The sequence below is a fragment of the Rhizobium sp. Rhizsp42 genome (assembly GCF_047304155.1).
Lineage (GTDB): Bacteria > Pseudomonadota > Alphaproteobacteria > Rhizobiales > Rhizobiaceae > Rhizobium.
Genome location: NZ_JBGLYS010000034.1, coordinates 1 through 16,600, shown reverse-complemented (window position 1 = coordinate 16,600; position 16,600 = coordinate 1). Strand labels below are relative to the sequence as shown.

Genomic DNA, 16,600 nt, shown 5'->3' with positions numbered 1-16,600 from the left:
TTGCACGATGAAGCGTTGGGTATTGAAATCAGGTGCGAGCACCGTCGAAGGACTGGTCGAGGAAACGGCAGAAATGCCGCAGCCGGGGCCGGGAGAGGTTCGTGTTAGAATGGTGGCTGCGGCGCTGAATTACCGCGACCATCTCATCCTGTCGGGTGCCGACGGCCCATGGAGGAAGCCGATAGACCTGGTGCCTGTCTCGGATGGCGCAGGTGTCGTGGATGCTGTCGGTGACGGAGTGACGGAGTGGAAAGCTGGCGACCGCGTTGCGACCGTCTATCTTCGCAATTTCCTCACATGGCCACCTAACGAAGATATCGGACTGGGTCTCGGCTCGATCGACGAGCACGGGGTTCTCGCCGAGTACGTTGTCCTGAAGTCTGAACGTCTGACCCGAGCTCCCGACAGCCTTGGGCTGGAGGAGGCCGCGACGCTGCCGTGTGCCGCCATAACGGCGTGGAACGCACTTCAGCAGGCGAACCCGGTGCAGTCGGGTCAGAAGGTTCTGGCACTTGGTACCGGGGGTGTCTCGCTGTTTGCCATCTCCTTCGCCCGGGCAATGGGCGCATTCGTCTTCGCGACGACCAGCCAGCCCGACAAGCACGGCAGGCTTGTCTCCATGGGTGTCTCACAGATTTTCGACTACAAGAACGACAACGACTGGGGGCGTACGATCTACGCTTCAACGGGAGGCGTGGACAAGATCGTCGATACGGCGGGCTTCGGTTCTATCAACCAGAGTATCGCAGCGCTGGCCTATGGTGGCGACATCGGGATGGTCGGTCTCATGTCCTTCGGTGAAGCCATCGATCCGGGCCAGTTCTATGCCAAGGGCGTCAATATCCATGGCGTTCCTGTCGGCAGCAGGGAACAGCAGGTGGAAGCATTCAGGTTCATCGATGAGCACGGTCTCAAGCCAACGATCCACAAGACTTTCGGATTCTCGGAGGTGAGGGACGCCTACCGTGCGCAGCTGTCGCCCGAAACCTTCGGCAAGATCGTCGTCAGCATTTCCGGTGAGTAAGGGAGCGTTCCGATGATACTCTACGATGCAAATGCTCCGGGTCCGAACCCGGTTACGGTTCGGCTCTTCGTCATGGAGCGTGGCGGCCTGTCCCTTGACGTGGTCACGATCGATCTGGCGAACCTCGCGAACCGTGCCAAGGAATACCGGACGACAGTCAACGCGCGTGGTGAAGTCCCTGCGCTTCGTCTCGACGACGGCCGGGTGATTACGGAAATCACCGCGATTTGCGGATATCTCGACCAGGTTGCTCGGGACGGGCGCTCGCTTTTCGGCGGGACCCCAGAAGAACGGGCCGAGATTCAGATGTGGGTCAGACGAGTTGATCTCGGGATATGCCAGCCTTTCGTCACCTGGTGGCGGGGAACCGAGGCCGCCGAAGGGTTCTACAGAAGCAATCGCGTCCTGTTTCCGGAGGCGATGCGGAACAATCGCATCCTCGCGGAGACTGGTCTGAACCAGCTCGACGACGATCTTGAGGGAAGGGAGTTCATAGCGGGCGACCGGATCACCATGGCCGATATTCTTCTCTACGGCTTCATGGGCGCAATGATAGGGCTTATCCCATGGTTGAACCCTCCCGGACGACAGAACGTCGCCGCGTGGTTCGCGCGGATGTCGGCGCGCGAGGCGAGCAAACAGATGATGTCACCGTTGCCAGGGCGGTTCGAAAACTGATGTTACATGCGCGGGCGTTACTTACGCCCGCGCATGTTCACCTTTGCGACTTTTCGCGATGGTGGAAACCCCGTGCTAGAAATGCATCGCAGTTGCAGTGGCAGGCGTGCTTGCCCGTACCGACCGCGCATCGCGGATCGGCGGCGCACCGAACATGCGGCGATATTCCCGATTGAATTGCGTTACGCTCTCATACCCGACTTCAAGAGCCGCCGTGCCCGCATCCACGTTGTCGCAGACCAGCATGCGGCGGGCTTCGTGAAGCCGAAGGCTTTTCTGGAACTGTAGTGGACTCATGGCGGTAAGCACCCTGAAGTGATGGTGCAGCGTCGAAACGCCCATGCTGCAATGGTCGGCAAGAGCGGCGACCTTGAGGGGGGAGGCGTAGTTTTCACGCAGCCACGTTATCGCTTTGGCAACCCGGTTCCCTTCGGTCCCGATACGCACGATTTGGCGAAGTCTGCCGCCAGTCGGACTGGTCAACAGCCGGAACAGGAGTTCCCGTTGAATAAGGCCGGACATGATGCCGATCTCCTTCGGCCTGTCGAGTAGCCCCAACAGGCGCTCGACTGCATCGAACAGCTCTGGCACTGCGGGGCCAATGGCCATGGCCGTACCCTCGTCCTCATTCGAGAGGCCGTCAAGATCGAGATCGGCCATGATCTCCTTGGCGGCGACCAAGTCCAGTTTCAATACGATCGACAGATAAGGGCGTTCCGGTGTCGCCTCCACAACCCGGGTGATCGTCGGCAGGTTCATCGCCGTCAGAAGGAAGTGGGACTCGTCATAGGAAAACGACGAATCCCCCAGCACGACGTGCTTGCTGCCCTGCATGATCATCGCAAGCGACGGCTCATACAGATAGGGGGTCGGGGGAATAGGGTGGTCTCGCTTTACCAAAGCAAGACCATCGATATCGGTATTAAGTTCTTCCAGATCTCCGATCCGTCTCAGGATCAGGTTGCCTATGCGGGATCGAACGCCAGCGGATTGCTCCCGAAGGTTTCTGGTTTCGTCGCTGTTTCTGAGGTCCATGTCCGCTCTCCTGCCGAACACATAAGTACTTCGACGTTGTCTTCAAGGCTTTGTAGTCGCACAGAGCCCTCTCGCGACAAGATGATGCGTCGGAAGTGCTGCCGTGCCGAGGCCTCGCCGGGAATTCGTCGCTGCCAAGAGGATCAGGCAATAATTGGGAACGATCAGCGTCACGCTGCAGTCCCGGCTCCTTCTAGTTTGGTCTCGACGCGAGGCAGGGCGAATCCACGGATTGGTCGCAGCTTTCGCATCAGACCATCATCAACAAGGAGCAATCCAATGTCTGAATCGCTGAAAAACACCGTAGCCCTTGTGACTGGAGCTTCCAGCGGGATCGGTCAAGCGACCGCCATCCGTCTGTCTGACGCGGGCGCCCATGTCGTACTCGTCGGCCGCAATGCCGGACGCCTTCGCGAAGTGGCGGAAAAGATCGCGGCGGCGGGAGGCGAGGCGCTTCCGATTGAGGCGGATCTGCGCACGAACGCTGAAGCCGAACGGATTATCCAGCAGACGATCGAGCGGTTCGGTCGTCTCGACACCCTTGTCAACGCAGCTGGCGTGATGCTCAACGGTCCTTCCATAGAAAGCCCTCTACAGGACTGGGATGCGATGGTGGACGTCAATCTTCGAGGCCTGATGTATGTCACGAAGGCAGCCCTCCCGCATCTCGCGAAGGCGGTGTCGGACAGCCCGCGCAAGGTCGTGGACGTGGTGAACATCTCGTCGGTTGCTGGTCGCTTCGCCGCTGCACAGGTTGCCATCTACAACGCCACGAAGTTCGCCGTCACAGCGGCGACCGAGGCTTGGCGCCAGGAGTTCACCCGCCAGTCTATCCGTTTCTCGGTGATCGAGCCGGGTGCGACCGCGACCGGACTTTGGGACGCCAAGGGTCAGTGGGACGGGTTCAAGGCGATGTTTGGCGAAGTTGAGCGCCTTCACGCGGAGGACATTGCCGAGGCCGTCTCGTTCATCGTCACGAACCCCCGTCGCGTCGCCATCAATGAGATCGTCGTGCGGCCGACCGACCAGCCCTAAGCTGATCAGTCTCCCTCGTTTCCCAAATCAGCAACACCCGGCCGACGGACGAGGTCGGCTGGGTGCGCAGCTCCAAGGAGAAGAACAATGCAGGATTTCGAGAACAAGGTCGTCATCGTGACTGGTGGCAATTCCGGTATCGGACGTGCGGCGGCGCACATTTTCGCAAGACGAGGCGCTCGTGTTGCCGTGGTCGCGCGGCGCATGCCCGAAGTCGATGCTGTGGTGCAGGAAATACGCTCCTCTGGCGGAAAGGCTTTAGGTATATCGGCGGATATCGGAGACCCGGAACAGGTCGACGCAATGGTTCAAAAGACCGTGGCCGAGTTCGGACGTGTGGATGTGGCCTTCAACAATGCTGGCGTCATCGGAAGGTGGGCGCCGATCGGTGATCTCTCCGGCGACGACTTCGACAAGACAATCGGCATAAACCTGCGCGGCACATGGCACTGCATCAGGGCGGAAGTGGCCCAGATGATGCGTCAAGGTGACGGTGGCGCGATCGTGAATACGTCCTCTTGGCTGTCGCAGGGCGCATTGCGAGGGTCAGGTCTCTACTCGATGACCAAGGCTGGGATGGACGCGCTTGCGAGGTCCTTGACGTTCGAACTGTCCGAACACGGGATCCGGATCAATAACGTGGCACCGGGCGTCATCGATACCCCGATGACCTCGTCCAGCACGGAAGCCGACACGCTGTCGGCCTTGATTGCACAGACCCCCATGAAAAGGCTGGGAACAGCGGAAGAGACGGCGGAGGCGGCAGTATGGCTCTGCTCTCCAGCGTCCGGGTTTGTGACTGGACAAAGCCTTCTTGTCGACGGTGGCTACGCAATTCCCGGGAACAGGATGTAACCGTGGACTACCCGGGAGGCTTCCATGTCGGGCAGATCGCAAAAGCCAGTCTCCGCTGAGGCCAGGGGCGTCCGGCAGGCTCTGCTGGATGCCGTACAACAGTGGCCCGCCGGAGATCAAGGATTCGACGAAGCCGTACCCGGCCTCAGGGTCGTACGAGAGAAAGAGTCCGCCTTCAGGATTGGCCGAGTCCTTCAGCCTTCAATCACTCTCGTAGTTCAAGGCTTGAGGCAGATGACCATCGGCAGTTCGTCCTTCACCATCAGGGGCTTCGGACTCCTGGTCACTTCGTTGCCTTTGCCTGTGACCGTCGACTTGTCGACGGCGGGCGGCGACGAGCGATATCTTGCTGTCGAAGCGATTATCGACACCGACCTGCTGGAACAGGTTCGATCAGATCTGACGGGGAGGGTGTCGGACACGTCCTCGTCGATATCGTTGGCTGCCGACGCGCCTGCGTGGATGCTCGACTGTCTCACTCGCATGTTGGGGCTATCGGGCGAGGATCATCCAGCCGCCGCCCTCGTCGAGCTTATCCGGAAAGAGCTGTTAGTCCGCCTCCTTGGAGACACCCTCGGGACTGGCCTGCATCAGCTGGCTGTAGATGGCAGTCACGTCAATCGGGTGTATCGGGCGATCAAGTACATCGGCGAACGGTTCCGTCAGCAGCTGGTGATTTCCGATCTGGCTACCTATTGCGGCTGGTCGCCCTCTTCGCTGCACCACCACTTTCGGAGCCTGACAAGCACGACGCCGCTTCAGTTCCAGCAGTTTCTTCGTCTTAGCGAAGCACGGCAGCTCTTGTTGACCGCACAGGTGCAGGCCAGCGAGGCGGCGAGGCAGGTCGGCTATTCAAGCGCCAATCAGTTCAACCGTGAATACAGGCGGCTCTTCGGGGTGCCGCCAATGACGAGTGTGAAAAGCATGCCCCGATATCTGAAAGGAGATTTGAAATGACACGCAGACTCGAAGGAAAAGTCGCCATCGTCACAGGTGCCGCTCGCGGGATCGGCGAGGGGATTGCAGACAGGTTTGCCGCAGAAGGTGCGGCGGTAGTGGTTGCGGATGTTCTCGATATTGGAGAGGCCGTCGCCGACAGGATCCGTTCTCGCGGCGATCAGGCTACTTTCCAAAAGCTCGATGTCACCAGCGAGCAAGCCTGGTCGGATGCGGTCTCCGTTGCCTTGAAGGAGTACGGAAGGCTCACGACGGTGGTCAACAATGCCGCGATATTCAATGCGGCTGGGTTGATGGGGACGACGCTCGAAGACTGGAACAAGCTACTTGCAGTCAATTTGACAGGCACCTTTCTCGGCATGAAGGTGCCCATGGAAGAAATGCTGAAGACTGGGAACGCCTCGATCGTCAACATCGCTTCGCTATACGGGCTCGTCGCCACAACCGGGTACAGTGCCTACCATGCATCAAAGGGCGGCGTCCGCATGCTCAGCAAGGCGTCTGCGCTCGAGTTCGCGAAGAGTGGTGTGCGAGTAAATTCGATCTACCCTGGCGATACGGAGACCCCGGCCATGGAGAACTTGACCGAAGAACAGAATGCCGCGGTTCTTGCGCTGGTGCCAATGGGCGTCGCCGGAAAGCCCCTCGATATTGCCAATGGCGCACTGTACTTGGCATCAGACGAGGCACGATACGTCACGGGATCGGAACTTGTGATCGATGGCGGTTGGAGCCTTCCATAGTTTGAGGTCCGTCTTCCGCATGACCTTGATGAGCTACGGCACGATCAGGTTCAGTGTGGCGGGATTCTCTCCCGCCACAATCGCCGAAGCGCGAACGGAACCAGCCCCCATGCTGTGCGCTGAGGTTTGCGATCTACACGTGGAGCCTGTCACAAGCTATTCTTGGTTAGTGTCTGGACGGGCGCGGTGCGCCAAGGTCTTCAGTGAGACGCCGTCCACTGAGTGTTGAAGGGCTTCAGCGAACGATCTGTTCGAGATAGGTCTCCATGGACATCCGCACGACCTCATACTCACTTTCGCGGAGCAGCGATGATTTCTCGATCAGCTCAATGGTTTGCCCATCGCCGACGGTCGCACCATGCATCGAAACGGTCGCAAGGATCACCTGGGTGTCGCTCGGGCGCTCATCGATGATCAGATCGATCATGGCCCTCACATTGACAGAATCCTGATCTTGCTGGTTGGGGCTATCGATGACCAGCGGCGCTAGGAATGATCCCTCAAATTGCTGCATAGTCCGAACGAACGACAGGAAGTATGCGAGAACTGCGCGGGGTTGGTCGCTACCAGTCTCGACAATTCGACCATCAAGCTTTGCCGCTTCTTCGTGGTCGATGTTGGAGACGTCCAGTGTTCTAAGGTATCTCAGCATCAGTTCTGCATAGAACAGCTCGATCTTCCGTCGCAGCGCCGGATCTTTTAGAGCCGCAAGGCGTTCGTCGATCGCTCTCTCTCCCGCGATCAGTTCTCCGATCCTCCGATCCAATTCGGCGACCTGCTCATCGAAAACTATTGTAGCCGTCTGCTTGCCTGCGGCATCGATCACCTCCCGCAGAGTAACGTCACCTCGCTTGGCGTCGAGAAGGGCTTCAATCTCGGTAAGGCTCGCATCAGTCTCCCGTAGCTCGACTTCGGCCCTCCTTGCCTCATCCGCCAGCTTGTGGAGTTTGTCCCAGCCATCCGAAAGAAATTCAAAGCAAGCTTCCCTGTCGTCCAGGATCCCGAAGCGTGTGGAGAAGTCGTTTGCATGCATTGTGCCGCAGGTAGGGCACATCACTTGATCGACCTCAAGGTTTGCAGCGAACGAGGCATCATCGCGGAGTTCGTCGGCGGCCTTCTTGACAATCGAAATCTGGTCATCGAGCAATTGCCGCCTGTCAAGCACGTCAGCTAGAGCGGCCGCTCGCTTGAGGCGCGTGTCCCTGAGGCTTTTCAGGCGCACGAGTAGGTTGTCGATGGACTCCTCGTGGCCTTGGATCGACAATTCGAGCCCAGACGCCTCGACCTGCATCCGCAGCTTTTCCGCCGCCTTGCCAAGCGCCTTCCGATCTCGTTGGGTCTCTTCCCTGTCGTTCGCGATCTGGCGTTTCTCTGCTGCTGCTTTGTAATAATCGTTGCCAAGGATGCCGGAGTGATAATCGATGACCGAGCGCCTCCAGTCCTGATACTGGCCGAGATAATCGAAGGAATTGAAAGGTCTTTCCCAACCGCCTTCTTGGTTTACGTAAAACGGGAGGAATGCGAACGCCGGGGGCGGGATTTCAGGCTGACGATCCCTGTTGGAAAGCACGAGTCCGAAGTCGAGCAGAGATGCGATGTAAGGCCCAAGCTCCGACGTGACTGCAGTGGTCGCAAACAAGAGAGCGCCACTTGCCGAAAAGACACCATAGGTGTCCCTGCTTCGGACAATCGAATACGAGGTCTTGTCGATCGTTATCACCGTCAGCTTGGGATGAAACTCGAACGTCCTGCCTTTCTCCTCTGACAGGGACAGCAACTCGATCCTTTTGAAGCGCAAGCTTTTCATGGTTTCTTTTTCTTAGGTTCCGGATCAGGAGCTTGAATTTATCGGTTTCATTCATCGCTGGTACTCGTAGAGGATGGCCGCCTTCACGAAATCGTCGTCAACGGGCCCGAACGCTTCTTCCACCAGTGGTCTGGCAACTGCGAGTGCCGCGCTCACGCCTTGCATCAAAGTCTGGGCCGAATTCACTGTGTCCGCAACCGCGTTTCGCAACTTCTCCTCGAATGCGAACATGGATGCGTTCACTCTAGCCAGCCTGCGCGTTTCGTAGGCCCTCCAAGCTCTCTCGAGCGCCATCTCTTCCCGCCAGGGAAGATGAAGGTGGCCGGAGACAGAAGACCATGCTGGTCTATTGTCGCGCCGTCGTTTGAATGACGCCAATCGGCTATCTATGTCCTCGCGCGTCAGGAACTTCGATCGGAGAAGCTCATCGAGGCTCGCTAGGTCGGAGAGCCGTCTCGATTTCCGGCGGCATTCGTCAGAGAGCATCAGATGGAAGATCCTCGCGTGCTCGCCACCACCGATCATTCGTTCAAGAAACAGCGTCGTTTCCCCTAAAAGGGTCTCTTCGAAACGCTGGAGGTCGAGCCCGCACTCCAGAAAACCGTAGAGTGGGAGGTGTGCATGCTCGTCAAACCGCGGGCATTCGAGTTTGAGAGCGCTGACGAATTTTTTCAACTTTTTGGCATCCGCCCCTGACATCGGCACCTCGCCGACCGCACTCGGATAGTCTGTTAGGGGCCGATTGGTGACGAACGAGACTTTGCTCACGGCGTTTCCGAACCGGACGAGATTGTCGAACATCCTGCCAGCGTAGGATGACTTCGATCCCTGCGTTTTCCCCCTGAGCTGAGCGATCTGAGCAAGGCTCCAGCTTCCGGACTTGGTGGTCTTCACTTGGTAAAAGTTGATGACCTTTGGTGCACTTATGTCATCGAGTTCTGCGATATCGTCGTGAAATTCGAACGCCACAGCGTAGCCGCGGCCCTTCTCATGTAGCTCGAGCAACTTCAGCAAGCCCCAAGCCGTTTGATAGTCGAGGCGCTCTTGGGCAGTCTTCCCGCCCGTCTCTCGCTCCGGTACGCGCGTCAGATCTTCAGTCAGGTTCATCGCGTTCCCTGGAGGGCGAATCAAAGCATACCGCTTGGGTTGTGTTACATTAGTTTGCAGAGGATGGGGAGATGTCAGGGTCCATTGCGATAGCTCTCCATCCTCGTCCCGGTAAATGAAGCAAGGATTCAAATTAGTGCCGGGAAAGATTCAACTAATTGCTGCGACAGGACCGAGTCCTGATTACACGCTGACAGTTTACCGACGGCACCTCAAGGGAACGTCGTGAATCCATGAGGACGATGCGCCACCATTGTATTAACTTCGTATATCCGACCATCTGAAGAATATTGGAAGATTTATACTCACTATATAAATCGTAAATACTCTTATTTACAACGGCGTTGCTTTCAGACTTTAGCCGAAAAGTGCTGCAATAGAACGCTATACAATTGGATTTCGGGCGATCCATGGCGTTTTCGACGGCATTAACTGTTTATATACCATAAACCATCGCGAAGCGTATGACGCCTCTTTTGGCGTCTTTTTGGACGTTGTCAACATTTGTGAGGTGCGTTTAAGCCGCGAGGGTGCCCAAGCGCTGGGAAAGGCGAGAGCGCTATTGGTCGATGATTGGATGGAGCTACGCTGGCACTGCAGCGACGGAGCCCGCCGACTTCTTGCTTGCGGCGCCCTGTGACACACTGTCCGCCAGGCCTGATCGTCAGTTGGGTCTCGCGGACATTCCTGCGAGAGGTACTAAAGTTGCTGGTTTTTGCTGAAAATGGCGCCTTGGGGTGGTTCAGTTCGCGATTATGGTGTCGAGAATCCGCGAAGCGGTGGCGTCAGTCCGCGTTTATGTGGCGACACAGACCGAGAAAAATGGCGCACCCGACAGGATTCGAACCTGTGACCTTTGGAATCGGAATCCAACACTCTATCCAGCTGAGCTACGGGTGCATGCCTGAGGCGGGTTTGAATCGCCTGTCCGATGGGTGGTTCTTAGCCTAGCTTTTGGCCGGCTTCAATCACCAAAATGAAAAGTCCGCCGTTCTGTCGATCGGCGGACCTTCCTTGTTGTGGTTTGCTCGATCAGACCTGCATGGCGCCGGGGCCGGGGATGGCTTTGGGCGGGACCTTGCCGAGGATGATCATGCCGAGCACCTCGTCCTTGGTTACGTCCTCGGTGCGGGCGTGGCCCACCACCTGGCCGTTCTTCATGACGGAGACGCGGTCGGCGAGGTCGAAGACGTCGTGGATGTCGTGGCTGATCAGGAAGATGCCGATGCCTTCCTTCTTCAACTGCTTGATCAGCTCGCCCACCTGCGCGGTCTCCTGCGGCCCAAGCGCTGCCGTGGGCTCGTCCATGATCAGGATGCGGGCGTTGAAGAGGATGGCGCGGGCGATCGCCACCGATTGCCTCTGGCCGCCCGAGAGCGCCTTCACCGGCTCCTTGAAGCGGCGGAAGTTGGGGTTGAGGCGGCCCATCACCTCGCGGGTGGAGGCTTCCATGGCGACGTCGTCGAGCGTCCCCCACTTGGTGCGGATCTCGCGGCCCAGATAGAGGTTGGCGGCAGCGTCGACGTTATCGGCGACGGCAAGCGTCTGGTAGATTGTCTCGATGCCGTATTTCTTGGCGTCGCGCGGGTTCTTGATATCGGCGGGTTCGCCGTCGATCATGATCTCGCCGCTGTCGCGCTTGTAGGCGCCCGAGAGGATCTTGATGAGCGTCGACTTGCCGGCGCCGTTATGGCCGAGAAGGGCGACGACTTCGCCGGGGTAGAGATCGACCGAGGCATTGTCCACGGCGTGGATGCCGCCAAACGAGATCGAGATGTTCTTCAGTTCCACGAGAGGAGTGTTCGGGCTTGGGGAAGTGCGTTGATCAGTCATATCCAGGCTCCTCTTACTTCGACCGCGAGCGATAGACGGTGTCGAGCCAGACGGCAACGACGAGAACCGCGCCCACGACGACGTTCTGTATGGGGGTATCGACGTTTGCGAGACCCATGCCCGACTGCAGCGACTGCATGACGAGCGCGCCGAGCATGGCGCCGGCGATCGTGCCGGTGCCGCCGGCAAGCGACGTGCCGCCGATGACGGCTGCCGCGATGGTGTAGAGCTCGTAGGTCGTGCCTTGAGAGTTGGCGGCGGCGTTGAGGCGGGCGGTGGAGATCGCTGCGGCAACGGCTGCCAGGAAGCCCATCAGCGCGAAGATGCGCACCGTGACCCAGCGGGTCTTGATGCCGGCGAGTTCGGCTGCTTCAGGGTTGCCGCCGATCGCGAAGACATAGCGGCCGAAGCGCAGGCGGGTGGCGATGAAGGTCATGACGATGCCGACGAGAACGGCGATCAGGACAGGCACGGCGATACCGTAGGAGATGAAGAGCCCCGCTTCCGGCCAGGCGATGGCGTTGGCTTCTGCGTATTTCTTGGCGATCGCGACAGGCCAGTAATAGATGGTCGAGACCCAGATGGCGCCGAGCACCAGCGCGCAGCCGAGAACAACCAGGAAATACTCGGCCCAGAGCGGCCGGCGGGGGAAGTTGAAGCGCTTGCGCTGGTGGCGCGAGCTGATGATGCCGACGATGATCAGCACGCAGGCGATCAACCCGATGATCCAGCTCCATGTGGCGCCGACGGAGCCTTCGGCACCGCCGCCCATGATGCGGAAGGTGGTGTCGAGGGGGGCGACCGTTTGGCCCGATGTGACGTACCAGGCAAGACCGCGCCAGGCGAGGAAGCCGCCGAGCGTGACGATGAAGGAGGGGACGCCGAGGAAGGCGATGATGACGCCCTGGAAGAGACCGATCAGCGTGCCGGCGATCAGGCCACAGATGAGCGTGATCAGCCAGGTCCAGGAATTGTCGAAGCCGAGATATTGCGGCAGGAACTTCGCCTGGACGACGCCCATGATCATGGCGACGAGGCCGAGCATCGAGCCGATGGAAAGGTCGATGTTGCGGGTGACGATGACGAGCACCATGCCGGTCGCGAGAACCGCGATCTCGGTGGTCTGGACCGAGAGGTTCCAGAGGTTGCGCGGCGTCAGAAACAGCCCGCCGGTGTAGAGATGAAAGCCGATCCAGATGACCAGAAGTGCCGCGACCATGCCGAGCAGGCGCGTGTCGATCTCGGTGGCGCGCAGGAAGCGCGTGAAAGGATTACCCTCCGCCGAGCGCGGATGGCTCGATGAGGATTGCGTGATGTTTGCCATGGGTTTGCCGTTTCCCCCATTGTTTGGGCTCTGGCGCGGGCGCCCGAAAGCCCTTGCCGAGGTGCCCTGTTCTTCAAATCGACCACCGAGAGACTTCCGAAGCGGCCGCGTGGGGCGCGGCATCGTTGCGGCAGGGAATCAAAGCGTTCGCGGTGCGTTGCGAGGCGGGGAGCGCTTCATTGAGGCTCCATCCGCATCCGGCGCCGCGGCGAGATCGCCACGGCGCCGGTGTGTTGGCTCAGCTGGCGAGGATTAGTCGCAAGCCTTGACGCTGCCGGCCTTTACGCCCTGGCAAGCTTCAGCCTTGGTGATCCAGCCTGCGTCGATGACGACGTTCAGGTTGTCCTTGGTGATCGCCTGCGGCTTCAGGAAGATGGACTGCATCTTCACCTTCTTCGGACCGCCTTCGAAGGCGGTTACGCCGTCGATCTTGTCCATGGTCTTGCCGCCGGCGAGGTCGAGCGCGATTTCAGCAGCGCGCTTGCCGAGTTCGCGGCTGTCCTTCCAGACGGAAACCGTCTGGGTGCCGAGCGCGATGCGGTTGAGCGCTGCCTTGTCGGCATCCTGGCCGGAGACCGGAACGGTGCCTGCCATGCCCTGTGCATCGAGAGCAGCAACCGCGCCGCCGGCCGTGCCGTCGTTGGAAGCAACAACGGCGTCGACCTTGTTGTTGTTGGCGGTCAGGAACTGTTCCATGTTGCGCTGGGCGTTCTGCGGCAGCCAGCCGTCGGTGTAGGCTTCGCCGACGTTCTTGATCTTGCCCGCGTCAACGGCAGCCTTCAGGACTTCCATCTGGCCGGCGAACAGGAAGTCCGCGTTCGGGTCGGAAGACGAGCCCTTGATGAAGACGTAGTTGCCTTCCGGCTTGACCTTGAACACGCCTTCAGCCTGCAGGCGGCCGACTTCCTTGTTGTCGAAGGTGATGTAGAAGGCAGCCGGGTTTTCGATCAGGCGGTCGTAGCCGACGACCGGAATGCCTTCAGCGGCGGCCTTTTCGATGGCCGGGCCGATTGCGTCCGAGTCTTGAGCGAGAACGATGAGGGCGTTGGCACCCTGCGAGATCAGCGATTCAACGTCGGTCAGCTGCTTTGCTGCGGACGACTGGGCGTCTGCGGAGATGTACTTGGCGCCCTTGGCTTCAAGCGCCTTCTTGATGGCGGCTTCGTCGGTCTTCCAACGCTCTTCCTGGAAGTTGGACCATGACACGCCGACAACGAGGTCTGCTGCCATTGCGGCGGTATGCACCGATACGAGGATGGCAGCACCTGCCATCAGCTTCAAAACATGCTTCATAATATCCTCCCGAATAGAATGCGGCCAGCCCCAGCCAGTGGTTCCTCCGGCCGCCGCGATGTGCTGTCGGGAAAGGTTTTCATTATTTTCTCGACAGTCGAGAAATTAAGTGTCAGAGATTTTTTCAACTGTCAACACCGCACTACCTGTGAATGATCTCTCACGTGGAGGTTGTTGGAGATGCGGTGTGAACGAGGGGTGGAATGCACGCGGGAATAGGGCGGCCTTCATGCTGACCAGATCGAGCACGGAACTGGTGCGCCAGCGCAACAGCGTGCTGGTGCTTGCCGCATTGAGGCGTCATGGCGCGCTCTCCCATACCGAAATAGCTGATTTCACCGGACTTTCCTCAGCCACGATTTCGGCGATCACCGCCGATCTCGAGAAGGGCGAGGTGATCGAGAAATCCGAGCAGCAGGCGGCGAGCGGCAGGGGGCGGCCGCGCGTGCAGTTTCGCCCGCGACGCGACAGCGGCTATCTGATCGTCGTCATCATTTCGTCGGATGGCGTGCAATATTCGCTGGTGGATTACGCCGGCACGCTGATCGACCGGTTCGGCGAGGACCGCTCGCACGATCCCGATGGCGCGGCTCGATTCGCGGATGCTGTTGGTGAGGGGCTGGAGCGGCTGCTCGAGCGCTCGCGGCTATCGCGGGACAAGATCAAGCTGATCTCGATCAGCAGCAAGGGGCTGGTGAGCTCGGATGATGCCGTGCTCCTTTGGTCGCCGATCTTCGGCAGCGATCGGATCGATTTCGAGGCGGCGCTGAGGCCTGCGTGGCAGGCGAAGATCATCCTCGACAACGAGACGCTGCTGGTTGCCGCAGCGCTTGGCGCGCGCGAGGATGCGGGCAATCCAGACGGGTTGCGGTCGCTGGCGGCCTTGTCGCTGGGTCACAGCATCGGGCTCGGGATCGTCCGCAATGCGGGGCCGGCGGAGCGGGAGATTTCGGCTCCCAACTTCGGGCACATGCTGCATGTGGCCAATGGTGGGCTATGTCGGTGCGGGAGCAGAGGGTGTATCGAGGCCTATGCCGGGTTCTACGCGATCCTGCGCATGGCCTTCGAAGTGCCTGACGATACGATCCCGGCGAAGTTCGTGCCCGTCGGCGAACTCGACAAGATCGCGTCGCGGGCGCGGCAGGGGCACCGGATGTCGGCCTTTGCCTTCCGGCAGGCGGGGCTGGCGCTCGGAAACGGGCTGTCGCGGCTGCTCAGCCTCACCGAGCGGATGCCGGTCGCGATCACCGGGCCCGGCACGCGCTACTACGATCTGCTGCGGCCGGGGATAGAGGAGGGGCTTGCCCAGTCGCACATGGTCAGGATGCAGGGCATGCCCGAACTGCGCGTCGTGTTCGACGAGCCGCTCCTGGTGTTCGAGGGGCATCTCAACCGGGCACTATCCGTCATCGACGGCGACATCGTCCAGGGCGGGTTCGGCTAAGCTGCCGACGCCCGACGCCGGGTGAGCGTCCTGCCGATCTTCTGTCCCTGCATCTCGATGAACCTGTGACCGACCGCCGAAAGCGCATAAACGATCGGGATGGTGATGACGATGGAGAGCAGAAAGCGCTGGAAGTCGCTGATGTCGTGGCCATGCGCCTTGATGAGGTAGGCAATGACGGGCTGCATGACCAGCAGGTGGATCAGATAGGCGCCGAAGGAGAGTTCGCCGAGCTCGTGGCAGAACCTGTTGCCCATGAAATCGGAAATCCGGTTCAGCGGGTTTGCCAGCGGGCGCGGCAGATGGGCGTGGAAGATCAGCGCGAAGAAGGCGACAACGAGCCCGAGGCGCACGACCTCGCGCATGACGGTCATGCCGCCGCCGATCGGGATCGCTACGAAGGCCAGCGCCAGGAGGAAGTGAGCGAAGGCTCTTCCGCTTCGGGCATTGAGCGCGCCGGCGAGCAGCATGCCTGATGCGAAGACGTGCATCTTCAGCGGCAGGAAGGCCGGCATCGGGAAGTTGATGCCGACAAGGCGGAGCGCCATGGCAATCGCGACGCCGGCGACAACCACGCCGATACTCCCCCGCAGCCATCCGAGCCTGTGGATGAAGAGCATCAGGAAGGGCAGGGCGGCGTAGAACTGCATTTCCAAGCTGATGCTCCAGTCCGGCAGCGGCGTGCGGAAGGCATGCGCGGGCGAGAGGCCGAAGAGGAAGCTCACATGCAGCAGCACGTTCTCAAGGCTGCCGTCGAGATAGCGTTCGGGCAGCTGCGGCGTCACGCCAAGGAAGTGGTCGATCACCATGCGGCTGTTGAAGATGACCGGGCCCAGCGCGATGGCGATCGCCAGCATCACGTAATAGAGCGGGGCGATGCGGAAGAAGCGGCGGGTCCAGAAATTCGACCATGTCGAGATCTCCGACCACGGCTCCTTGTCCTGGCGCAACTGATAGTGAAACACCATCAGGAAGCCGGACAGCATGATGAAGAGATCGACGCCGAGATCGGGGTCGCCGATCAGCGGCAAGTGCCATCCGGTGAGCAACATCGCGTGCCCGATCAGCACCCATAAAGCGGCGATGCCACGCAAGCCATCGAGGCTGCCAATTCGCCCGGAAGAGCCCGAAATTTCCGCCATCTATTGGTCACCCAGTTCGTCGGAGGTGGCATGAATGGCCCGAAAACTGAAGGAAACCAATGCTAATTTAGATATTTAGCGCAGTGTTACATGCGCCGGACGCACGGAAAATTCGCTAATATACAAAGGCAGGCAATGCACTTGCGAGGACCGCGCCAAGGTGCGTTTTGTGATCGAGCCAGGCGAATGTTACAGGCGACGTCAGAGGGTAGGTGCCGTGACGGCAATGGCGCCGGAGGCAAAAACGAGAAATGGCCGGGTCGGGCCCCGGCCATCTCCTATGTGGCTTTCGGTCGGGAGAAAACCGTCAGCCGATCTTGATC

14 protein-coding genes and 1 tRNA gene are annotated in these 16,600 nt (G+C 59.7%); 7 read left to right on the top strand and 8 right to left on the bottom strand.

Annotation, left to right across the window (positions count from 1 at the left end):
- Positions 1 to 7: 7 nt before the first annotated feature.
- Both ACCD05_RS25220 and ACCD05_RS25215 read left to right on the top strand, forming a co-directional pair.
- Positions 8 to 1,024, top strand: a complete 1,017-nt coding sequence (locus ACCD05_RS25220) for a zinc-dependent alcohol dehydrogenase family protein (protein WP_413396125.1) — start codon at positions 8 to 10, stop codon at positions 1,022 to 1,024.
- A 12-nt stretch (positions 1,025 to 1,036) separates the two neighbouring features.
- Positions 1,037 to 1,702, top strand: a complete 666-nt coding sequence (locus ACCD05_RS25215) for a glutathione S-transferase family protein (protein ID WP_413396123.1) — start codon at positions 1,037 to 1,039, stop codon at positions 1,700 to 1,702.
- A gap of 75 nt (positions 1,703 to 1,777) precedes the next feature.
- Here ACCD05_RS25215 and ACCD05_RS25210 read toward each other — a convergent pair whose 3' ends face one another.
- A complete protein-coding gene (locus ACCD05_RS25210) occupies positions 1,778 to 2,737 on the bottom strand; it encodes an AraC family transcriptional regulator N-terminal domain-containing protein (protein ID WP_413396121.1) in 960 nt (319 codons plus the stop codon).
- Between the two features lie 279 nt (positions 2,738 to 3,016).
- On the opposite strand from ACCD05_RS25210, the gene ACCD05_RS25205 reads away from it, so the two are divergent.
- The 4 genes from ACCD05_RS25205 to ACCD05_RS25190 all read left to right on the top strand — a co-directional run bounded on the left by ACCD05_RS25205 (position 3,017) and on the right by ACCD05_RS25190 (position 6,327).
- Positions 3,017 to 3,772 carry an SDR family oxidoreductase gene (locus ACCD05_RS25205; RefSeq protein ID WP_413396119.1) on the top strand — a complete coding sequence of 252 codons (756 nt, stop codon included), beginning with the start codon at positions 3,017 to 3,019 and terminating at the stop codon, positions 3,770 to 3,772.
- Positions 3,773 to 3,859: 87 nt separating this feature from the next.
- Positions 3,860 to 4,627 carry an SDR family NAD(P)-dependent oxidoreductase gene (locus ACCD05_RS25200; RefSeq protein ID WP_413396117.1) on the top strand — a complete coding sequence of 256 codons (768 nt, stop codon included), beginning with the start codon at positions 3,860 to 3,862 and terminating at the stop codon, positions 4,625 to 4,627.
- A 24-nt stretch (positions 4,628 to 4,651) separates the two neighbouring features.
- The gene (locus ACCD05_RS25195; RefSeq protein WP_413396116.1) at positions 4,652 to 5,584 is read left to right on the top strand and encodes an AraC family transcriptional regulator; all 933 of its coding nucleotides are present in this window, start codon (positions 4,652 to 4,654) and stop codon (positions 5,582 to 5,584) included.
- A complete protein-coding gene (locus ACCD05_RS25190) occupies positions 5,581 to 6,327 on the top strand; it encodes a glucose 1-dehydrogenase (RefSeq protein ID WP_413396114.1) in 747 nt (248 codons plus the stop codon). Before ACCD05_RS25195 ends, ACCD05_RS25190 begins: the two co-directional genes overlap by 4 nt.
- A 235-nt stretch (positions 6,328 to 6,562) precedes the next feature.
- Here the strand turns inward: ACCD05_RS25190 and ACCD05_RS25185 are convergent, their stop codons facing one another.
- From ACCD05_RS25185 to xylF, 6 genes are all read right to left on the bottom strand, one after another.
- Positions 6,563 to 8,134, bottom strand: coding sequence for a hypothetical protein (locus tag ACCD05_RS25185; protein ID WP_413396112.1), 1,572 nt, complete (start codon positions 8,132 to 8,134; stop codon positions 6,563 to 6,565).
- A 51-nt stretch (positions 8,135 to 8,185) separates the two neighbouring features.
- Entirely contained in the window at positions 8,186 to 9,241 is a 1,056-nt protein-coding gene (locus ACCD05_RS25180) for a dsDNA nuclease domain-containing protein (protein ID WP_413396110.1), read from the bottom strand.
- Positions 9,242 to 10,064: 823 nt separating this feature from the next.
- A tRNA-Arg gene (locus ACCD05_RS25175) sits at positions 10,065 to 10,141 on the bottom strand.
- Between the two features lie 132 nt (positions 10,142 to 10,273).
- Entirely contained in the window at positions 10,274 to 11,074 is an 801-nt protein-coding gene (locus ACCD05_RS25170; RefSeq protein WP_026282772.1) for an ATP-binding cassette domain-containing protein, read from the bottom strand.
- Between the two features lie 13 nt (positions 11,075 to 11,087).
- Positions 11,088 to 12,398 carry a sugar ABC transporter permease gene (locus ACCD05_RS25165; RefSeq protein WP_413396108.1) on the bottom strand — a complete coding sequence of 437 codons (1,311 nt, stop codon included), beginning with the start codon at positions 12,396 to 12,398 and terminating at the stop codon, positions 11,088 to 11,090.
- A 252-nt stretch (positions 12,399 to 12,650) separates the two neighbouring features.
- Positions 12,651 to 13,691, bottom strand: coding sequence for a D-xylose ABC transporter substrate-binding protein (gene xylF / locus ACCD05_RS25160; protein WP_018897226.1), 1,041 nt, complete (start codon positions 13,689 to 13,691; stop codon positions 12,651 to 12,653).
- Positions 13,692 to 13,920: 229 nt separating this feature from the next.
- On the opposite strand from xylF, the gene ACCD05_RS25155 reads away from it, so the two are divergent.
- A complete protein-coding gene (locus ACCD05_RS25155; RefSeq protein ID WP_413396105.1) occupies positions 13,921 to 15,135 on the top strand; it encodes an ROK family transcriptional regulator in 1,215 nt (404 codons plus the stop codon).
- Here the strand turns inward: ACCD05_RS25155 and ACCD05_RS25150 are convergent.
- Positions 15,132 to 16,277 carry an acyltransferase family protein gene (locus tag ACCD05_RS25150; protein ID WP_413396103.1) on the bottom strand — a complete coding sequence of 382 codons (1,146 nt, stop codon included), beginning with the start codon at positions 16,275 to 16,277 and terminating at the stop codon, positions 15,132 to 15,134. The genes ACCD05_RS25155 and ACCD05_RS25150 overlap by 4 nt on opposite strands.
- Positions 16,278 to 16,600: the final 323 nt, after the last annotated feature.

Coding starts and splice junctions, on each gene's coding strand:
- ACCD05_RS25220 (WP_413396125.1), top strand. CDS start 8: ATGAAGCGTTGGGTATTGAAATCAGGTGCGAGCACCGTCGAAGGACTG.
- ACCD05_RS25215 (WP_413396123.1), top strand. CDS start 1,037: ATGATACTCTACGATGCAAATGCTCCGGGTCCGAACCCGGTTACGGTT.
- ACCD05_RS25210 (WP_413396121.1), bottom strand. CDS start 2,737: ATGGACCTCAGAAACAGCGACGAAACCAGAAACCTTCGGGAGCAATCC.
- ACCD05_RS25205 (WP_413396119.1), top strand. CDS start 3,017: ATGTCTGAATCGCTGAAAAACACCGTAGCCCTTGTGACTGGAGCTTCC.
- ACCD05_RS25200 (WP_413396117.1), top strand. CDS start 3,860: ATGCAGGATTTCGAGAACAAGGTCGTCATCGTGACTGGTGGCAATTCC.
- ACCD05_RS25195 (WP_413396116.1), top strand. CDS start 4,652: ATGTCGGGCAGATCGCAAAAGCCAGTCTCCGCTGAGGCCAGGGGCGTC.
- ACCD05_RS25190 (WP_413396114.1), top strand. CDS start 5,581: ATGACACGCAGACTCGAAGGAAAAGTCGCCATCGTCACAGGTGCCGCT.
- ACCD05_RS25185 (WP_413396112.1), bottom strand. CDS start 8,134: ATGAAAAGCTTGCGCTTCAAAAGGATCGAGTTGCTGTCCCTGTCAGAG.
- ACCD05_RS25180 (WP_413396110.1), bottom strand. CDS start 9,241: ATGAACCTGACTGAAGATCTGACGCGCGTACCGGAGCGAGAGACGGGC.
- ACCD05_RS25170 (WP_026282772.1), bottom strand. CDS start 11,074: ATGACTGATCAACGCACTTCCCCAAGCCCGAACACTCCTCTCGTGGAA.
- ACCD05_RS25165 (WP_413396108.1), bottom strand. CDS start 12,398: ATGGCAAACATCACGCAATCCTCATCGAGCCATCCGCGCTCGGCGGAG.
- xylF (WP_018897226.1), bottom strand. CDS start 13,691: ATGAAGCATGTTTTGAAGCTGATGGCAGGTGCTGCCATCCTCGTATCG.
- ACCD05_RS25155 (WP_413396105.1), top strand. CDS start 13,921: ATGCTGACCAGATCGAGCACGGAACTGGTGCGCCAGCGCAACAGCGTG.
- ACCD05_RS25150 (WP_413396103.1), bottom strand. CDS start 16,277: ATGGCGGAAATTTCGGGCTCTTCCGGGCGAATTGGCAGCCTCGATGGC.